The organism is Microlunatus ginsengisoli (assembly GCF_039537205.1).
GTDB classification, from domain to species: domain Bacteria; phylum Actinomycetota; class Actinomycetes; order Propionibacteriales; family Propionibacteriaceae; genus Microlunatus; species Microlunatus ginsengisoli.
The window spans coordinates 66,476-81,343 of record NZ_BAABAB010000007.1 but is presented as its reverse complement, the minus strand read 5'-3'; the positions used below and the strand labels follow the sequence as shown (position 1 = coordinate 81,343).

Annotated in this window: 14 protein-coding genes; 5 read left to right on the top strand and 9 right to left on the bottom strand. The window is 72.7% G+C overall.

All coding sequences use genetic code 11. From position 1 onward, the window contains the following. Positions 1-67: 67 nt before the first annotated feature. The 9 genes from ABD747_RS05480 to ABD747_RS05440 all read right to left on the bottom strand — a co-directional run bounded on the left by ABD747_RS05480 (position 68) and on the right by ABD747_RS05440 (position 10,916). Positions 68-1,966 carry a S9 family peptidase gene (locus tag ABD747_RS05480; protein WP_344802181.1) on the bottom strand — a complete coding sequence of 633 codons (1,899 nt, stop codon included), beginning with the start codon at positions 1,964-1,966 and terminating at the stop codon, positions 68-70. After that, positions 1,963-3,747: an N-acetylglutaminylglutamine amidotransferase gene (locus tag ABD747_RS05475; protein WP_344802179.1), complete on the bottom strand. Its 1,785-nt coding sequence runs from the start codon at positions 3,745-3,747 to the stop codon at positions 1,963-1,965. The genes ABD747_RS05480 and ABD747_RS05475 overlap by 4 nt, the downstream gene beginning before the upstream one ends. 25 nt (positions 3,748-3,772) lie before the next feature. Next, positions 3,773-6,391, bottom strand: a complete 2,619-nt coding sequence (locus ABD747_RS05470) for a carboxylate--amine ligase/circularly permuted type 2 ATP-grasp protein (RefSeq protein ID WP_344802177.1) — start codon at positions 6,389-6,391, stop codon at positions 3,773-3,775. 64 nt (positions 6,392-6,455) lie between these two features. Next, entirely contained in the window at positions 6,456-7,547 is a 1,092-nt protein-coding gene (locus ABD747_RS05465; RefSeq protein ID WP_344802175.1) for a PQQ-dependent sugar dehydrogenase, read from the bottom strand. A 13-nt stretch (positions 7,548-7,560) separates the two neighbouring features. Beyond that, on the bottom strand, positions 7,561-8,244 hold the full coding sequence (locus ABD747_RS05460) for a TIGR03085 family metal-binding protein (protein ID WP_344802173.1): 684 nt from the start codon (positions 8,242-8,244) through the stop codon (positions 7,561-7,563). Positions 8,245-8,267: 23 nt separating this feature from the next. After that, a complete protein-coding gene (locus tag ABD747_RS05455; protein WP_344802171.1) occupies positions 8,268-9,605 on the bottom strand; it encodes an RNA polymerase sigma factor in 1,338 nt (445 codons plus the stop codon). 8 nt (positions 9,606-9,613) lie between these two features. Then, positions 9,614-9,949, bottom strand: coding sequence for a YciI family protein (locus tag ABD747_RS05450; protein ID WP_344802169.1), 336 nt, complete (start codon positions 9,947-9,949; stop codon positions 9,614-9,616). Positions 9,950-10,001: 52 nt separating this feature from the next. Then, the gene (locus tag ABD747_RS05445; RefSeq protein ID WP_344802167.1) at positions 10,002-10,457 is read right to left on the bottom strand and encodes an MmcQ/YjbR family DNA-binding protein; all 456 of its coding nucleotides are present in this window, start codon (positions 10,455-10,457) and stop codon (positions 10,002-10,004) included. A 48-nt stretch (positions 10,458-10,505) separates the two neighbouring features. Beyond that, positions 10,506-10,916 (bottom strand): MmcQ/YjbR family DNA-binding protein, encoded by a 411-nt coding sequence (locus ABD747_RS05440; RefSeq protein ID WP_344802165.1) that lies wholly within the window; start codon positions 10,914-10,916, stop codon positions 10,506-10,508. Between the two features lie 131 nt (positions 10,917-11,047). Here ABD747_RS05440 and hisI point away from each other — a divergent pair, with 131 nt between their 5' ends. From hisI to trpC, 5 genes are all read left to right on the top strand, one after another. Continuing rightward, the gene (gene hisI, locus ABD747_RS05435; protein ID WP_344802163.1) at positions 11,048-11,446 is read left to right on the top strand and encodes a phosphoribosyl-AMP cyclohydrolase; all 399 of its coding nucleotides are present in this window, start codon (positions 11,048-11,050) and stop codon (positions 11,444-11,446) included. Next, entirely contained in the window at positions 11,443-12,957 is a 1,515-nt protein-coding gene (locus ABD747_RS05430) for an anthranilate synthase component I (RefSeq protein ID WP_344802161.1), read from the top strand. Before hisI ends, ABD747_RS05430 begins: the two co-directional genes overlap by 4 nt. Beyond that, positions 12,954-13,661 (top strand): Trp biosynthesis-associated membrane protein, encoded by a 708-nt coding sequence (locus ABD747_RS05425; RefSeq protein WP_344802159.1) that lies wholly within the window; start codon positions 12,954-12,956, stop codon positions 13,659-13,661. Before ABD747_RS05430 ends, ABD747_RS05425 begins: the two co-directional genes overlap by 4 nt. Before the next feature lie 61 nt (positions 13,662-13,722). Continuing rightward, positions 13,723-13,989 carry an HGxxPAAW family protein gene (locus ABD747_RS05420; RefSeq protein WP_344802157.1) on the top strand — a complete coding sequence of 89 codons (267 nt, stop codon included), beginning with the start codon at positions 13,723-13,725 and terminating at the stop codon, positions 13,987-13,989. Between the two features lie 17 nt (positions 13,990-14,006). After that, positions 14,007-14,810 carry an indole-3-glycerol phosphate synthase TrpC gene (gene trpC / locus ABD747_RS05415; RefSeq protein ID WP_344802155.1) on the top strand — a complete coding sequence of 268 codons (804 nt, stop codon included), beginning with the start codon at positions 14,007-14,009 and terminating at the stop codon, positions 14,808-14,810. The last annotated feature ends 58 nt before the right edge of the window (positions 14,811-14,868 follow it).

Here is a 14,868-nt window from a genome sequence, read left to right as displayed (position 1 = left end):
CGTGGAACGGTTCGCGCCTCTTGTACGGGGGGCGAACCGTTCCACGGGGTGCGAGCAGCACGAGGATCTAGAGCACCCGGGTCAGGAAGTCGAGCATGGTGCGGATCAGCAGCAGCCGCGAGTCGGCCCGGCGGTACTCGTGGCCCTCGCCGGCGAGCTCCAGATAGTCGACCGGGCGGTTCAGGGCGCGCAATGCGGCGACGATCTGGTGCGCCTCCCCGATCGGTACGTTGGTGTCCAGCTCCCCGTGCACCACCAGCAGCGGCACGTTGATGTTCACAGCGAACCGCAGCGGCGAGATGGCCCGCAGCAGGGTCCGGTCCCGCTTCGGGTCGCCGTACTTGCTGACCGCCGCGGCGGCGATCCACGGCTCGGTGTCGCGATAGAAGGTCAGCAGGTCCGACATGCCGCAGATGTCGACGCCGGCGGCGAAGATCCCCGGCGTGAACGCTAGCGACGTGAGGGTCAGATAGCCGCCGTACGACCGTCCGGTCACCGCCAGCCGGCGCGGGTCGGCGACGCCGGCCGAGATCAGGTACTGCGCACAGACGATCACGTCGTCGAACGCGTCCCGACGGCCGTGGACGTCGTCGGCCCGGACGTAGCTGCGGCCGAAGCCGGACGAGCCCCGGATGTTCGGCGCGAACACCGCGATCCCCGCGGCGAGCATCGCCTGGTGCTGCGGATTGAACGTCGGCCGCTCCTGCGCCTCCGGTCCGCCGTGCAGGCTGAGCATGGCCGGCCCCGGCGAGGTCCGGCCCGGCACCCGATAGAGCCAGCCGGACAGCTCCAGCCCGTCCCGGGCCGAGAAGGTGACGAGTTCGGGGTTGACCAGTCCGGGGTGCCCTTCGACAGGCTCAGGGCATGGATGCGGCTCAGGGCTGGGATGCGGCTCGGGGCACGGATGCGGCTCGGGGCTCGCGGTGGCGGGGGACCAGACCTCGGTCGCGACGTCGAGCGACCACACCCGGCGCGGCCGGTCCGGCCCCTCCACGGCGAGCACCACCCGGGAGCCGTCGCGGCTGAGCAGCGCTCCGGTGACCACCTGACCCGGCAGCCCGGACAGCACGCGCCGGGAGTCGGTCCGGGTGTCGTACAGCTCGACCTCGCTCCGCCCGCCGGACACGTTCCAGACCAGCAGCAGCAGGTGCCCGGCGTCGTCGGCGTCCAGCCCCTCCAGCTCGGCGTCCTCGCGTGGGGCCAGCACGCCGGACTGGCCGCGCCAGCCGTTCGGCCCGAGCGGCAGCGCGACGCACTGCTTGCGGGACAGACCGGCGTCGGTGGCCAGGTAGGCGACCAGCGGGCCACGCCCGTCGGGGGCCGGGCGGATGATCGCCCGTTCGGTGTCGCCGGTCGCCGGATAGGGCAGCAGCGGGTGGTCAGCATCGGCCACCCGGTCCACCACCACGCAGAACTGCTTCGATCGCTGCCCGTCGCGCAGGATGACCAGGTCCTCGTCGACCGACATGTCCAGCACGTGGATCAGCTCCCCGCTGGCCAGCGGGGTCAGCTCGCCGGTCGCCGGGTCGGCAAGGAAGGCGTCCGTGCCCCCGTCGTCGCGGGGCATGCAGACGCTCACCCGGTGCCCGGAGCGGGTCCACGGACCCAGCTCGGCGTGGACCGAGGACGAGCCGGCGACCCGGCGGGCGTCGGTGCCGTCGGGCCGCACCACCCAGACCTGGGTTCGCACCCCGCCGTCGGTGGCCACCGCCGCCGCCAGCCAGCGGCCGTCGGCCGACCAGTTCACGCTGATCACCGGGTCCGGCGACAGCACCACCCGATGCGGTTCAGCGCCGCCGACGGCCAGGTCCACGACGTAGATCTCCGGCGCGCCGGACCGGTCGCTGAGGAACGCCAGGCAGTCGGCGCCGGGGGACAGGGTCGGACCCCAGCTGCCCCAGGCGCCGACCAGCCGTTCCGCCAGCGCAGCCGCCGCCGCGAGATCCCGGGTGTCCGCCAGGCTCACCGGATCCCCTGGTCCTGCAACCACATCTCCAGCAGGGCCAGCTGCCACAACGCGTTCGATCCCAGCTGGGTCCGGGTCGTGTTCGGATCGGCCAGCAGCCGCTGGACCAGCTCCGGCCGGAACAGCCCGCGAGCCCGCGCGGCCGGGTCGGTCAGCGCGTCCCGGACCCGATCGAGATAGGGCCCCTCGAGCTGCCGGATCGCCGGCACCGGGAAGTAGCCCTTGGTCCGGTCGATCACCTCGTCCGGCACGATGCCGCGGCTGGCCCGCTTCAGCACGCCCTTGCCGCCGTCGGCCAGCTTCAGCTCGGGCGGGATGGTGCCGGCGAACTCGACCAGCTCGTGGTCCAGGAACGGCACCCGGCCCTCCAGGCCCCACGCCATGGTCATGTTGTCGACCCGCTTCACCGGATCGTCGACGAGCATGATCGTGGTGTCGTTGCGCAGCGCCGCGTCCACCGCGGTCCGCGCGCCGGGCCGGCCGAACCGTTCGGCGATGTACGCGGTCGGCGCGTCGTGCTCGATCAGCCACTCCGGCTGCAGGACGCCGGCCATCGCCGACCAGCGGCGGTCGAAGAAGACCCGCGAGTACGCCTCCACGGCGTCCTCGCGCGCGACGTCGATCAGCGGCGGGTACCAGTCGTAGCCGCCGAGCACCTCGTCCGCGCCCTGCCCGGACTGGACGACCTTGATCGACTTCGCTACTTCCTCGCTGAGCAGATAGAACGCGACGCAGTCGTGGCTGACCATCGGCTCGCTCATCGCCGAGATCGCGGCGTCGATGCCCGGCAGCAACTTGGCCGAGTCGATCGGGATCTGGTGGTGGTCGGTGTCGAAGGTGCGGGCGACCAGCGAGGAGTAGGAGAACTCGTCCCCCGACTCACCGCCGGCGGACTCGAACCCGATCGAGAACGTCTGCAGCCCGTGCTGGCCGGCCTCGGCCAGCAGCGCCACCACCAGCGAGGAGTCGATCCCGCCGGACAACAACACCCCGACCGGTACGTCGGCGACCATCCGGCGCTCCACCGCGGTCCGCAGCTTCGCGATCAGGGCCTCTTCCCAGTCTCGCTCCGACCAGCCGGCCCGGGCCGGATCGCGCTCGAACCGCGGCTCCCAATAGAGCCGGTCGCGCCAGGTCCCGTCCGGCTCGATCACCCGCAGCGTCGCCGGCGGCAGCTTCCGGACCCCGCTCAGGATCGTCCGCGGCGCGGGCACGACCGAGTGGAAGCTCAGGTAGTAGGCCAGTGCGACCCGGTCGATCGAGGTATCGGTGCCGCCGGCGGCCAGCAGCGCGGGGAGCGCGGAGGCGAACCGGATCCGCTCGGCGTTGGCGTCGACGTACAGCGGCTTGATCCCCAGCCGGTCGCGGCCGAGGATCACCCGGCCGGAGACGTGCTCGACGATGGCGAACGCGAACATGCCGAGGAAGTGGTCGACGAAGCTCATCCCCCAGTGGGCGTACGCCTTGCCGATCACCTCGGTGTCGGAGGTGGAGAAGAACCGGTAGCCGGCGCTCTCCAGCTCCGCGCGCAGGTCGCGGTAGTTGTAGATGCAGCCGTTGAACGCCACGCTCAGGCCGATCTGGGAGTCGACCATCGGCTGCGAGCCGGCCGCGCTGAGGTCGATGATCGACAACCGCCGGTGGCCGAGCGCGATCGGTCCGCGCTGCCAGACGCCGGAGGAGTCCGGCCCGCGGGGAATCATGCAGTCGCACATCCGGCCGAGCGCCGCGACATCGGCCGGGCGACCGTCGAGCCGGATCTCGCCGGCCAGTCCACACATGTCGCGGAACTCCTCGGTATTCAGGTCAGGTCTGTTCGGTGACGATCCAGGTGTCCTTCGCGCCGCCCCCGCGCGAGGAGTTGACCACCAGACTGCCCTGCGGGGCTACCCGGGTCAGCGCCAGGGGGGCCAGCTCGCACTGCTCGGCCCGCAGCCCGCGGACGTACACGAAAGCGCGCAGGTCCACCCGCCGCGGCTGGAGCCGGCCGCCGACGAAGGTCGGATGCGAGCTGAGCGAGACCACTTCCTGCGCCACCCAAGCCTCGGGATCGCCGGCGATGGCGGCCCGGCGGGCGGATACCTCCGCGGCCGACGCGTCCGGACCGATCAGCACCCCGGCGCCGCCGTGGCCGTCGACCGGCTTGGTGACCAGCTCGCCCACCCGCTCCAACACCGTCCGGCGCTCCGCGCTGTCCCCGGTGCGGTACGTCGGCACGGACTCCAGCAGCGGACGCTCGTCCAGGTAGTAGCCGATGAACTCCCCGACGTAGGGATACATCGCCTTGTCGTCGGCGATCCCGTTGCCCGGCGCGTTGGCCAGCACGACCCCGCCCGCCGCGGCCGCCTCGAAGACCTGCGCGCCGATCGCCCGGCCCGAGCCGTCGACGGTGTCGACCAGCTCGTCGTCCAGCCGCAGATAGAGCGCGTCGATCCGCTCGCCGCCCGGGACGTGGATGACCGCGCCGTCGCGGACCTGCAGGTCGGCCGGCTGCACCAGCAACAGCCCGGCGCGCTCGGCCAGCGTCTTGTGCTCATACCAGGCGGAGGCCTCCGAACCATTGCTCAGCAGTGCTGCAATGCCGGCCTCCGGCGCGGACGCTGCAATGCCGGCCTCCGGCGCGGACGCTGCCATGCCACTCACGGGGTCCGACCCGGTGTTCGCCAGCAGCGTCGCCCGCAGCCGGGACAGCGCGTCGGCCGGGTCGAGCAGTCCGGGGGGCCGCGGCAGGTCGGGCAGCACCTCGTCCAGCAGGTCGCGGATGGCGATGGCGTACGCCGCTCCGCTCGGGTTGCGGACGTTGTCCTCCAGCACCCGCCAGCCGCCGAACTCGTTGCGGACCAGGTCGAAGCCCATGATCGGCGCTCGGACGACGTCGGCCGGCAGCCGCAGGGCCTCCTCCCGCCAGCCGGGCGAGTCCACCACCCGCTCGCTCGGCAGCACGCCGTCGGCCAGCAGCCGCTGCTCGCCGTAGCAGTCCCGCAGGAACGCCTCGATCGCCCGGGCGCGCTGGATCAGGCCGGCCGACAACGCCGCCCACTCATGCGGGCTGATGATCCTCGGCATCAGGTCGACCGCGAACTCCTGCTGATATCCCTCGACGCCGAACGTCACGCCGTGGCCGGCGATCCACTCGTCGCGCTGCTGCTCGGCGCGCAGGATGTCGTCGATCCCCATGGCCCGGAACGACTCGACCAGGTCCGCGTACACCGGCCGGGTGTGGCCGCCGAGCCCGACCGCCTCGTCACCGGCCCGGATCCGGTACGTCCGCAGCACCGGCGCGTCGGGCACCACCCCGCCGCTGGCGCCCTCGGTCTCGCTGACCACCAGATCGACGACGTCGGCGAGCTGTCCACGCTCGGCGAACGCGGCCCGCTGCCGGTCGGCGGAGTTGCCCCGCGCCAGGATCGCCTCGGTCAGTGCGGACACCTGCTCGTAGTCGCCCAGCCGGCGCAGCTGCGGCGTCAGTCTCTCCACCAGACTCTGTACGGCGAGCGCGGCCGGGATCGGCCGGGGATGGCGGGAGTTGTCCAGCAGGTCGCCGGACAACCCGCCGCGGGCGGCCCGCCAGATGGCTGCGCGGTGGATCGGCGGCGGCACCGGCGCGTACGGCCGGCCGGCCAGGATCTCGTGCTCCGCCGAGGCCACCATGGCCCGGAACAGGCCGGCGACCAGGATCGCGTCGTCGACCACCGGGCAGGCGTCGCAGACCCGGAGCTCCAGGGTCGGAGCGTGCGAGGACGGGCGGACGTCGAAGTACGCCATCTTGGCGTCGGCGATCACCCCACTGGCGATCAGGTCGGCGAGCAGCCGGTCGTACTCGGCGGCGGACTTCAGCGGTCCGGTCGCACCGGCGGTGGGCCAGCGCTGCCAGATGATCGTGCGAATGCTCGCGTAGCCGGTGTCGGCGCCGTTCCAGAACGGCGAGCTGGCGGCGAGCGCCAGCAGCACCGGCAGGTCGCGCGCGATCCGCTGGGTGATCTCGATCGCCAGATCGCGGTCGGCGACCCCGACGTGGATCTGCAGACCGCAGATCAGCTGCTCGTCGACCAGCAGCCGGTACTGCTCCTGCATCCGGCCGTAGCGTCCGGTGGTGGTCAACTCGAAGTCGGAGAAGTCCGAGCGCGGCGCGGTGCCGACCGCGGCGATGCCGAGACCCTCCGGCCGCGCCACCTCGACCAGGCCCTTGCGCAGCCGGAGCAGCTCGGAGCGGAGATCGTCCAAGGTGTTCACCACGTCGGTATTGGTTTCGACCGTGGTCCGCTGGATCTCCGCGGAGTAGTTGCCCTCCGGCAGCTTCGACAGCAGCTGCGGCGCCCGGGCGGACAGGTCCTTGCCATCCAGGTCGATGAGGTGCAATTCCTCCTCGGCACCCAATGACAACTCGGCACGTCTCGGCTCAGCCCGGGCCACTTCGGTGCTCATCTCAAACCACCCTAGTCACGCACTGTTACGAGCAGGTCACCGGAGCTACCCGTTTCTCGGCCGATCAGCGCGTCACTCGCAGCACGCGGTCGTCTCCGGAGCGGGGGGCGCCGCGGCCGTCGGTGTTGTTGGTACTGACCAACAGGGCGTCACCGGCCGCCGTCGGAACCACCGTCCGCAGCCGGCCGAAGTCGCCGGTGAGGTGCTCGACCGGCGTCCCGGCCTTGCCGCCGGACTGCGGAATCTCCCACAGCCGAGCACCGCGCAGCGAGGCCATCCACAGCGCGCCCCGCCACCACGCCAGCCCCGACGGCGACGCGTCGTCGGTCGGCCAGACCACCACCGGGTCGGTCAGCCCCGGCCGGTTTCCCGACCCCTCGACCTCCGGCCAGCCGTAGTTCGCGCCCGCGGTGATCAGGTTCAGCTCGTCCCAGGTGTTCTGGCCGAACTCGCTGGCCCAGAGCCGGCCCTGGTCGTCGAACGCGAGCCCCTGCACGTTGCGATGGCCATAGCTCCAGACCGCGGTACCGAACGGGTTGCCGGGCGCGGGCTTCCCGTCCAAGCTCAGCCGGAGGATCTTGCCGCCGAGGCTGTTCTTGTCCTGGGCCAGCTCGCGCCGGCCGGTCTCGCCGGTGCCGACGTACAGGAAGCCGTCGGGGCCGATCGCCATTCTGCCGCCGTTGTGGATGGTGCCCTTCGGAATGCCGCTCAGCACCACCACCGGCTCGCCCAGCCGGGTGCCGTCCCAGCTCATCGCCACGATCTGGTTGTCGTCGGCCGCGGTGAAGTACGCGAACAGCCTGCTCCGGTCCGGGGTGAGGGCCAGCCCGAGCAGACCGCCCTCGCCGCCGGGACGGACGTCGGTCAGGGTCGTCAGGGTCTCCCGCCGGGAGCCGTCGACCCGCAGGATGGCGCCGCTGTCACGCTCGCTGACCAGCATCGAGCCGTCCGCGAGCGGGACCAGACCCCAGGGCACCTCCAGGCCGGTCGCGACGTCGGCTGCGCGCAGGTCGGTTCCGGGGGCGCTCGGGACGGCGGTCGAGGCCGCGGTCGGCGCGGCCGTCCTGGTCTGCTCGTTCGGCGACGAGACGGGGTCGACGCAGCCGGCGAGCAGCACGACGAGGGCGAGGCAGGTCAGGCCGAGGCGGCGTCTCATCCACCCAGTGTCGTCAGACCCGAAGGTCGGCGGCGTGCAGCAGGTCGATCGCCGCCGGCTCGCCGATGATCTTCACCTCCGCTACCGAGGTCCGCCCGTTGGCGAACAGCAGCAGCTCCGACGGCTCCCCGACCAGGGTGACGATGGGCGATCCTGCGACGGCTCGAATGCTGTCCGGTCCGGCGGACCCTCCGGCGTCCCGCGCCCCGTCCAGCCGCTCCAGCACGACCCCGACCTGGGCCCGGCGGAACCAGCCACGGGCCAGCAGCTTCAGCCGCCGCCAGATCAGGTCCTCGACCTCGGGATCCAGCGGCCGCGCGGGCTGGGCCGCGTCCCCGGCTCGACGGACGTCCTCGTGGTGCACGAAGAACTCCAGCGAGTTGGCGGCCGCGTCCACGCCCGGAATGGCGAACGGGGAGAGTGTCCGCGGGCCGACCCGGATCTTGTCCACCAGCTCGGCGTACGGCCAGCGCTGCTTGGCCTCCGCCGCCCGCCGCTCGTACCAGCCGCCGAGCGGCTTGATCGCGATCCCGCCCGCCCCGATCGGGTCGTTCTCCCGGATCCACAGGTGCGCGGCGAGGTCGTGCGTCTCCCACCCCGCGCACAAGGTCGGATGGTCGGGGCCGAGCTTGTCGAACAGATCGCACAGCGCGGCGCGCTCGCTGCGGACGAAGGTCTTGGCGGCGGACGCGGTCATGAGGAGCCATGCTAGCCCGGAGATCAGCCGCCCAACTCGCGCAGCCGGCGCCGCAGGAAGCGACGCTCGGCCTCGCCCTCGGCATCCCCGAGGGCCCGCCGGTACGCCGCCGCGGCCTCGCTCACCCGGCCCGCGCGGCGGAGCAGATCGGCCCGGACCACCTCGACCTGGCGATAGCCGCTCAGCCGCGGGTCGTCCGCGACCGTGCCGAGCGCGGCCAGCCCGGCGTCCGGCCCGTCGGCGAACCCGACCGCGACCGCCCGGTTGAGCGCGGTGACCGGGGACGGCGAGCTCGTGAGCAGCAGGTCGTACAGCGCGACCACCCGCGGCCAGTCGGTCTCGGCCGCCGTGGCGGGGGTGGCGTGCAGGGCAGCGATCTCGGCCTGCAGGCGGTACGTCCCGGCCGCGGGGGCAGGACGTCCGGGTGTCCCGGCGGCACGGGCCCGCCGCAGGTCGGCCAGCCCGGCGTCGATCATGGCCCGGTCCCAGCGGGTCCGGTCCTGATCCTCCATCGGCACCAGGTCGCCGCGGTCGTCCAACCGGGCGGCTCGGCGGGAGTGCTGCAGCCGGAGCAGCGCGAGCAGCGCGTGGGTCTCCGGATCGTCCGGCAGCAGCCGGCTGACCAGCGCGGCGAGGTCGATCGCCTCCGCCGCCAGATCCGGCTCGCCGGCCGTCCTCGCCTCCGGCGCGGTGTAGCCCTCGTTGAACAGCAGATAGATCACCGCCAGTACGCCCGCCGTCCGCTCGGCGAGCCGGTGCGGCGGCGGGGGTGCGAAGGCGATGCCGGCGTGCGCGATCTTGTTCCGGGTGCGGAGCAGCCGCTGGCCCATCGTCGCCTCGGAGACCAGGAACGCCCGCGCGACCTGCCGGGTGCTCATTCCGGTCACGGTCTTGCAGGTCAGCGCCACCCGGCCGGCCAGGGGCAGGGCCGGGTGGCAGCAGGCGAACAGCAGCACCAGCCGGTCGTCGACCACGGCGCCGCCGGGGCCGACCAGGACGTCGCCCGCCGGCGGTCCCGGCCGCCGGTCCGCGCCCTCGTCTCGGCGGGTGGGCTCGTCCATGGCCTGCACCTCCTGCACCTTCCGGAGCTCGGTACGGCGGCGGCGAAGCAGGTCCAGCGCCCGCCGTTGGGCGGTGGTGCGCAGCCAGCCCGCGGGGTTGTCGGGGATCCCGTCGGCCGGCCAGTGGGCGAGGGCCCGTTCGGCGGCGTCCTGCAGGCAGTCCTCGGCCAGCTCCCAGTCGCCGGTGGTCCGGATCAGTCCGGCCACGATCCGCAGCCGTTCCCCCGCGAGCGCGGCGGTCAGCGCAGCACCGACCGCGCGCGAGGGAGCTGCCGCGTCCTGCGGATCGTGGCCGGCCATCCGCCCGGTCAGTCCTCGAACGGCCAGAACGGCCGCAGCTCGAGCCGGCCCCGATAGGCCATCGGGTGGGCCGCGGCGATCTCGATGGCGGCGTCGAGGTTGTCGCACTCGAGGATGTCGAAGCCGACGATCCACTCCTTGCTCTCGGTGAACGGCCCGTCGGTGACCAGCAGCTCGCCACCCCGGACCCGGACGGTGGTCGCGTCCTCGACCGGCCGGAGCCGGTCGCCGAGCAGCCGGGTGCCCCGCGCGTCGTTGGTGCTGACCCACACCTCGACGTCGGGCGCGGCGTCGGGGTCGGTGTCGGGCTCGGTGTCGGTCGCGACGAACATCATGTACTTCATGTCCACTCCTGGATCGGGCGGTCGGCGGGCGGTTCCCGCCGACCTGACGAAGCTATGACGAACGGGAGCCGGCCGATCCGACATCGCCGCGGCCCGAATTCTCGGCGTCGCCGTGGTCGGCGCGTCCCCGCTCGGCCATCGGGTGACGCAGGTGCAGCTCGGCCGGGGCGCGCATGTGCCAGGCGTCGGTGATCAGCTCGGTGAGCCGGTCCAGGTCGATCGCGGCCAGCCGGACCAGCACCAGCGGCAACCAGTCATAGGCCGGGCTGGTGAAGAACACCTCGGGCTCGCTCAGCAGGAGCGCCTGCTTCTCGGCCTCGTCGCCGACGTACAGCACCGCGATGTCGGTGCGGATCGTCCGGCCGCGACCGCGAACGTACTCGGGATAGGACCAGACGAACCCGCGGTTGCCGACCCGGAAGTCGAAGCCGTCGCTCTCGATCTCGACCGCGTGCGGCAGGCTCGACGCGATCCGCCGCACGTCGTCGGCGTCAACCACGCCGGCCACCGCACTGACCGTCACCGCGCGCCCGGCTCACGCCGACGATGCTAGGCATCACGGTGGCCGGGCGATCCTGGCCACCAGCATCCGCGGCGCCACCGTGCAATAACTGTCGGTCACCAGCTCGCGCACTTCCGACCAGTCCGTGTCGCCGCTCAACACCATGCCGACGCTGTCGTGCCCCCAACCCAGGAGATAGAACGGGAAGCCGCACGCCGCCAGACTTGCCGACTCGCCCGCCAGTGTCTTGAACGTCAGCACCGTCCGTCGATCCGTCCCGCCCCGCTCATCGCCGAAGTCCGGCGCCCAGTCGCGCTGCACGGTCAGCAGCCGGACCACCGTCCGCCGTCGCACTCGCCAGCACAGACCAGCCCAGGCCGGCTCCTCGTACGCCTCCGGCAGCTCGCGGCAGATCTCGCGCAACCGGCCCTCCACCTCGGCCGGCGCGTCCCCGTAGATACCCACCCGACCGACGGTAGGGGAGCGCACCGACAGTTCGTCCGGCTCGTGCTGTCCGGCCGGCGCACTCGCCAGCTGGTGTCCGCGCCGACAACCTGTTCGCGATCGGGCGGCCCGGCCGGGAACAATGGGCCTCCGTGAGCGCAGCGAACACCATCGGCGATTCCGCACCGGTCGGCTCCGGCAGCCTCGATCCCGCCGTCGCCGGGCTGCTCAAACGCGACCCGGCCGGCCTGGTCACCGCGGTGATCCAGCAGTACGACACCGGCGAGGTGTTGATGGTCGGCTGGATGAACGACGCAGCGCTGCACGCCACCCTGACCACCGGCCGGACCACCTTCTGGTCCCGCAGCCGGCAGGAGTTCTGGGTGAAGGGGGAGACCAGCGGTCACCGGCAGTGGGTTCGCGAGGTGCGACTCGACTGCGACGGCGACACCCTGCTGGTCAAGGTGGACCAGGAGGGCGCCGCCTGTCATACCGGGGACCGGACCTGCTTCGATGCCCGCGTGCTGCTCGCTGAGGAGCTCGGCGCATGATCGGCGCCGTCGTGCCGGCGCTGGAGGGCTTTCGCGAGCAGGCGAGGACCCACCGGGTGATCCCGGTCTATCGCCGGCTGCTGGCCGACGCCGAAACGCCGATCAGCCTCTATCTCAAGCTGGCCGGCAACCGGTCCGGCAGCTATCTGCTGGAGTCCGCCGAGCAGGGCACCTGGTCGCGCTATTCCTTCGTCGGCGTCCGCTCCGCCGCCGTGCTCACCGAGGTGGGCGGCCAGGTCGCCTGGCAGGGGAAGGTCCCGGCCGGCCTGCCGACCGAGGGCGATCCGCTGACGGCCCTGCGCGAGACGCTGGAGATCCTGCGAACGCCGCACGGGGACGGGCTGCCGCCGCTCACCTCCGGCATGGTCGGCTACCTGGGCTACGACGCCGTCCGCCGGTTGGAGAAGCTGCCCGACTCCAACCCGAAGGACATCGACATCCCGGAGCTGGCCTTCCTGCTCGCCTCCGACCTGGTCGTGCTCGACCACTACGACCGGGAGGTCTGGGTGATCGCGAACGCCTACAACTGGGACGCCAGCGACGACCGGGTCGACGACGCGTACGCCGACGCAGTCGCCCGGGTCGAGCAGATGACCAGGGCGCTGGCCGAGCCGGCCCCGTCCGCGGTGGTCGGCGCCGACTTCGGCCAGGCGCTGCCGATCCGCCGGCAGCGCACGCCGGAGCAGTTCCAGTCGGCGGTGGCGGCCGCGGTGGAGGAGATCAAGGCGGGCGAGGCGTTCCAGATCGTGGTCAGCCAGCGGTTCGAGGTCGACACCAGCGCCGACGCGCTGGACGTCTACCGGGTGCTGCGGCTGTTGAACCCGAGCCCGTACATGTACCTGCTGCGGCTCACCGATCCCGACGGCAACCCGTTCGACATCGTCGGCTCCTCACCGGAGGCGCTGGTCACGGTCAAGGGGGACACCGCGGTGACCCACCCGATCGCCGGCTCCAAGCCCCGGGGCTCGACGCCGGAGCACGACGCCGCGCTGGAGGCCGAGCTGCTCGCCGACCCGAAGGAGCGGGCCGAGCACGTGATGCTGGTCGACCTCGGCCGCAACGACCTGGGCCGGGTCTGCCGGCCGGGCACGGTCGCGGTGGTGGAGTTCATGGAGGTCCGCCGCTACAGCCACATCATGCATCTGGAGTCCACGGTGACCGGCGAGATCGCCGCCGGCCGGAGCGCGCTCGACGCGGTGCTGGCCGCCTTCCCGGCCGGCACCCTGTCCGGTGCGCCGAAGGTCCGGGCGATGGAGATCATCGACGGCCTCGAGGTGTCCCGCCGCGCGCTGTACGGCGGGATCGTGGGCTACTTCGCGTTCGGCGGCGACGCCGACGCCGCCATCGCGATCCGGACGGCGGTGCTGAAGGACGGCACGGCGTACGTCCAAGCCGGCGGCGGCATCGTCGCCGACTCCGACCCGCCGACCGAGGACCAGGAGTCGCAGAACAAGGCGGCCGCCGTGGTCCGCGCCATCGCTGTCGCCCAGACCTTCGTCCCGGCCGGATGAGCCTGCCCGCGACCGCTCCATCGGCCGCTCGGAGCCGGGCGCTCGCGTTCGCCGGGCTGCTGCTCGGCGGGGCGCTCGGCCTGGTCGCCGGCAGCCAGGCCTGGTGGCGGGCCAGCGGCGGTGGCACCAGCGTCAGCTTCACCGGGAACCAGGCCAGCGGGGGACTGACCTGGGCGCTCGCCGCCGTGCTGCTGGCCGGCGCGCTGCTGGGGCTCGTGCTGCGCGCCCGCGGCCGGCGGGTGATCGCGGTCGTGCTGGCGCTGACCGGGCTCGGCCTGGCGGTCACCGGCTTGCTCCGGCAGCAGCCGACGAGTCAGGGCGTGCTCGACCGGCTCGCCCAGGTGACGCTCGCCGACAGCTTCGCCCTGGCCCCGACCGCCTGGCCGTGGATCTACGCCCTGGCCGGGTTGGCCGGGACCGCCGGCGCGCTGACGATGCTTCTCCGCGCCGGCCGGTGGCCGGTCCGGACCGCCCGCTTCGACCGCGCGGCCGCGGGCGCGCCGACCGAGCTGGCCGACGATCCGGCGAGTGCCTGGAAGGCGATGGATGCCGGCGAGGACCCGACCGCGATCGATCCGGAACCGGCCGAACCCAGCGAGATGAGCGCGGCGGACGGCTCGCCGCACCCCGATGTGCAATCCGATCCCACAGGGGACACAATGGATCCTCAAGGAGGAACAGACACCCGCCGCGAACCGTCTTGAGGCCGCTCCAGGATTTCTGGGGTTTCCCGGGGCCGGAGCGTGGCGCTGGACGAAGGACGCCATGACATCGACATCCTCGTCGGGGGCACGAACGGCCACCGGCCAGCACGCAGCCGACGATCGGCCGGCGAAGCACGTCCACCACGGACGTACGCCCGCGGCCTGGGCCGGTTCACTGATCGCGCTGCTCGCGTTCATCGTCGGCGGCATCGGCTTCGTGATCCCGCCGCATCCCAACTGGATCGTCGTCATCATCGCCGTCGTCATCCTCGTCATCGGACTGATCGCCACCGTCGTGCTGCGCAAGCTCGGCTTCGGCGCCGACTGATCGAGGCGGCAGCCACCGTGGGCGTCCTGGACGAGATCGTCGCCGGAGTACGCGAGGACCTCGCGGTCCGGCAGGCTCGGGTGAGCCTGGACCGGCTCAAGCAGCGGGTCGCCCAGATCGATCCCGCGATCGACCCGATGCCGAGATTCTCCGGCCCCGGGGTCGCGGTGATCGCCGAGGTCAAGCGGTCCAGCCCGAGCAAGGGGGCGCTCGCCCCGATCGACGATCCGGCGGCGCTCGCGGCCGAATACGAGGCGGGCGGCGCCGCGGCGATCTCCGTGCTGACCGAGGGCCGCCGGTTCGGCGGCAGCCTGGACGACCTGGTCGATGTCCGGCTCGCGGTGTCGGTGCCGGTGCTGCGCAAGGACTTCGTCGTCACGGCGTACCAGTTGTTCGAGGCCCGGGCGGCGGGCGCCGACCTGGTGCTGTTGATCGTGGCGGCGCTGTCGGACTACGAACTGGTCTGCCTGATCGAGCGGGCCGAGTCGATCGGCCTCACCCCGCTGGTGGAGGTGCACACCGCCGAGGAGGTCAGCCGCGCGGTCGCCGCCGGCGCCCGCCTGATCGGCGTGAACGCCCGCAACCTGCAGACCCTGGAGGTCGACTCGGGCACCTTCGCCCGGCTCGCCCCGCAGATTCCCGACGGCATCGTCCGGGTGGCGGAGTCGGGCGTCCGCGGCCCGCACGACGTGATCGAGCTCGCCCGAGCCGGCGCCGACGTGGTCCTGGTCGGCGAGGCTCTGGTCACCGGCCGCGACCCGCGCAGCGGTGTCGCCGACCTCGTCGCCGCCGGCGCCCATCCCGCCCTGCACAAGGGCTGACCGTCCCGGCGGCGACTCCGCACCCCGGCCAGCCACACCCGCGCGACTCCGCACCCCG

What these genes read in the sequence shown, in the direction of transcription:
- ABD747_RS05475 (WP_344802179.1), bottom strand. Translation starts at nt 3,747, where the DNA reads ATGTGTGGACTGGCCGGCGAGATCCGGCTCGACGGTCGCCCGGCCGAT.
- ABD747_RS05470 (WP_344802177.1), bottom strand. Translation starts at nt 6,391, where the DNA reads ATGAGCACCGAAGTGGCCCGGGCTGAGCCGAGACGTGCCGAGTTGTCA.
- ABD747_RS05465 (WP_344802175.1), bottom strand. Translation starts at nt 7,547, where the DNA reads ATGAGACGCCGCCTCGGCCTGACCTGCCTCGCCCTCGTCGTGCTGCTC.
- ABD747_RS05460 (WP_344802173.1), bottom strand. Translation starts at nt 8,244, where the DNA reads ATGACCGCGTCCGCCGCCAAGACCTTCGTCCGCAGCGAGCGCGCCGCG.
- ABD747_RS05455 (WP_344802171.1), bottom strand. Translation starts at nt 9,605, where the DNA reads ATGGCCGGCCACGATCCGCAGGACGCGGCAGCTCCCTCGCGCGCGGTC.
- ABD747_RS05450 (WP_344802169.1), bottom strand. Translation starts at nt 9,949, where the DNA reads ATGAAGTACATGATGTTCGTCGCGACCGACACCGAGCCCGACACCGAC.
- ABD747_RS05430 (WP_344802161.1), top strand. Translation starts at nt 11,443, where the DNA reads ATGATCGGCGCCGTCGTGCCGGCGCTGGAGGGCTTTCGCGAGCAGGCG.
- ABD747_RS05425 (WP_344802159.1), top strand. Translation starts at nt 12,954, where the DNA reads ATGAGCCTGCCCGCGACCGCTCCATCGGCCGCTCGGAGCCGGGCGCTC.
- ABD747_RS05420 (WP_344802157.1), top strand. Translation starts at nt 13,723, where the DNA reads ATGACATCGACATCCTCGTCGGGGGCACGAACGGCCACCGGCCAGCAC.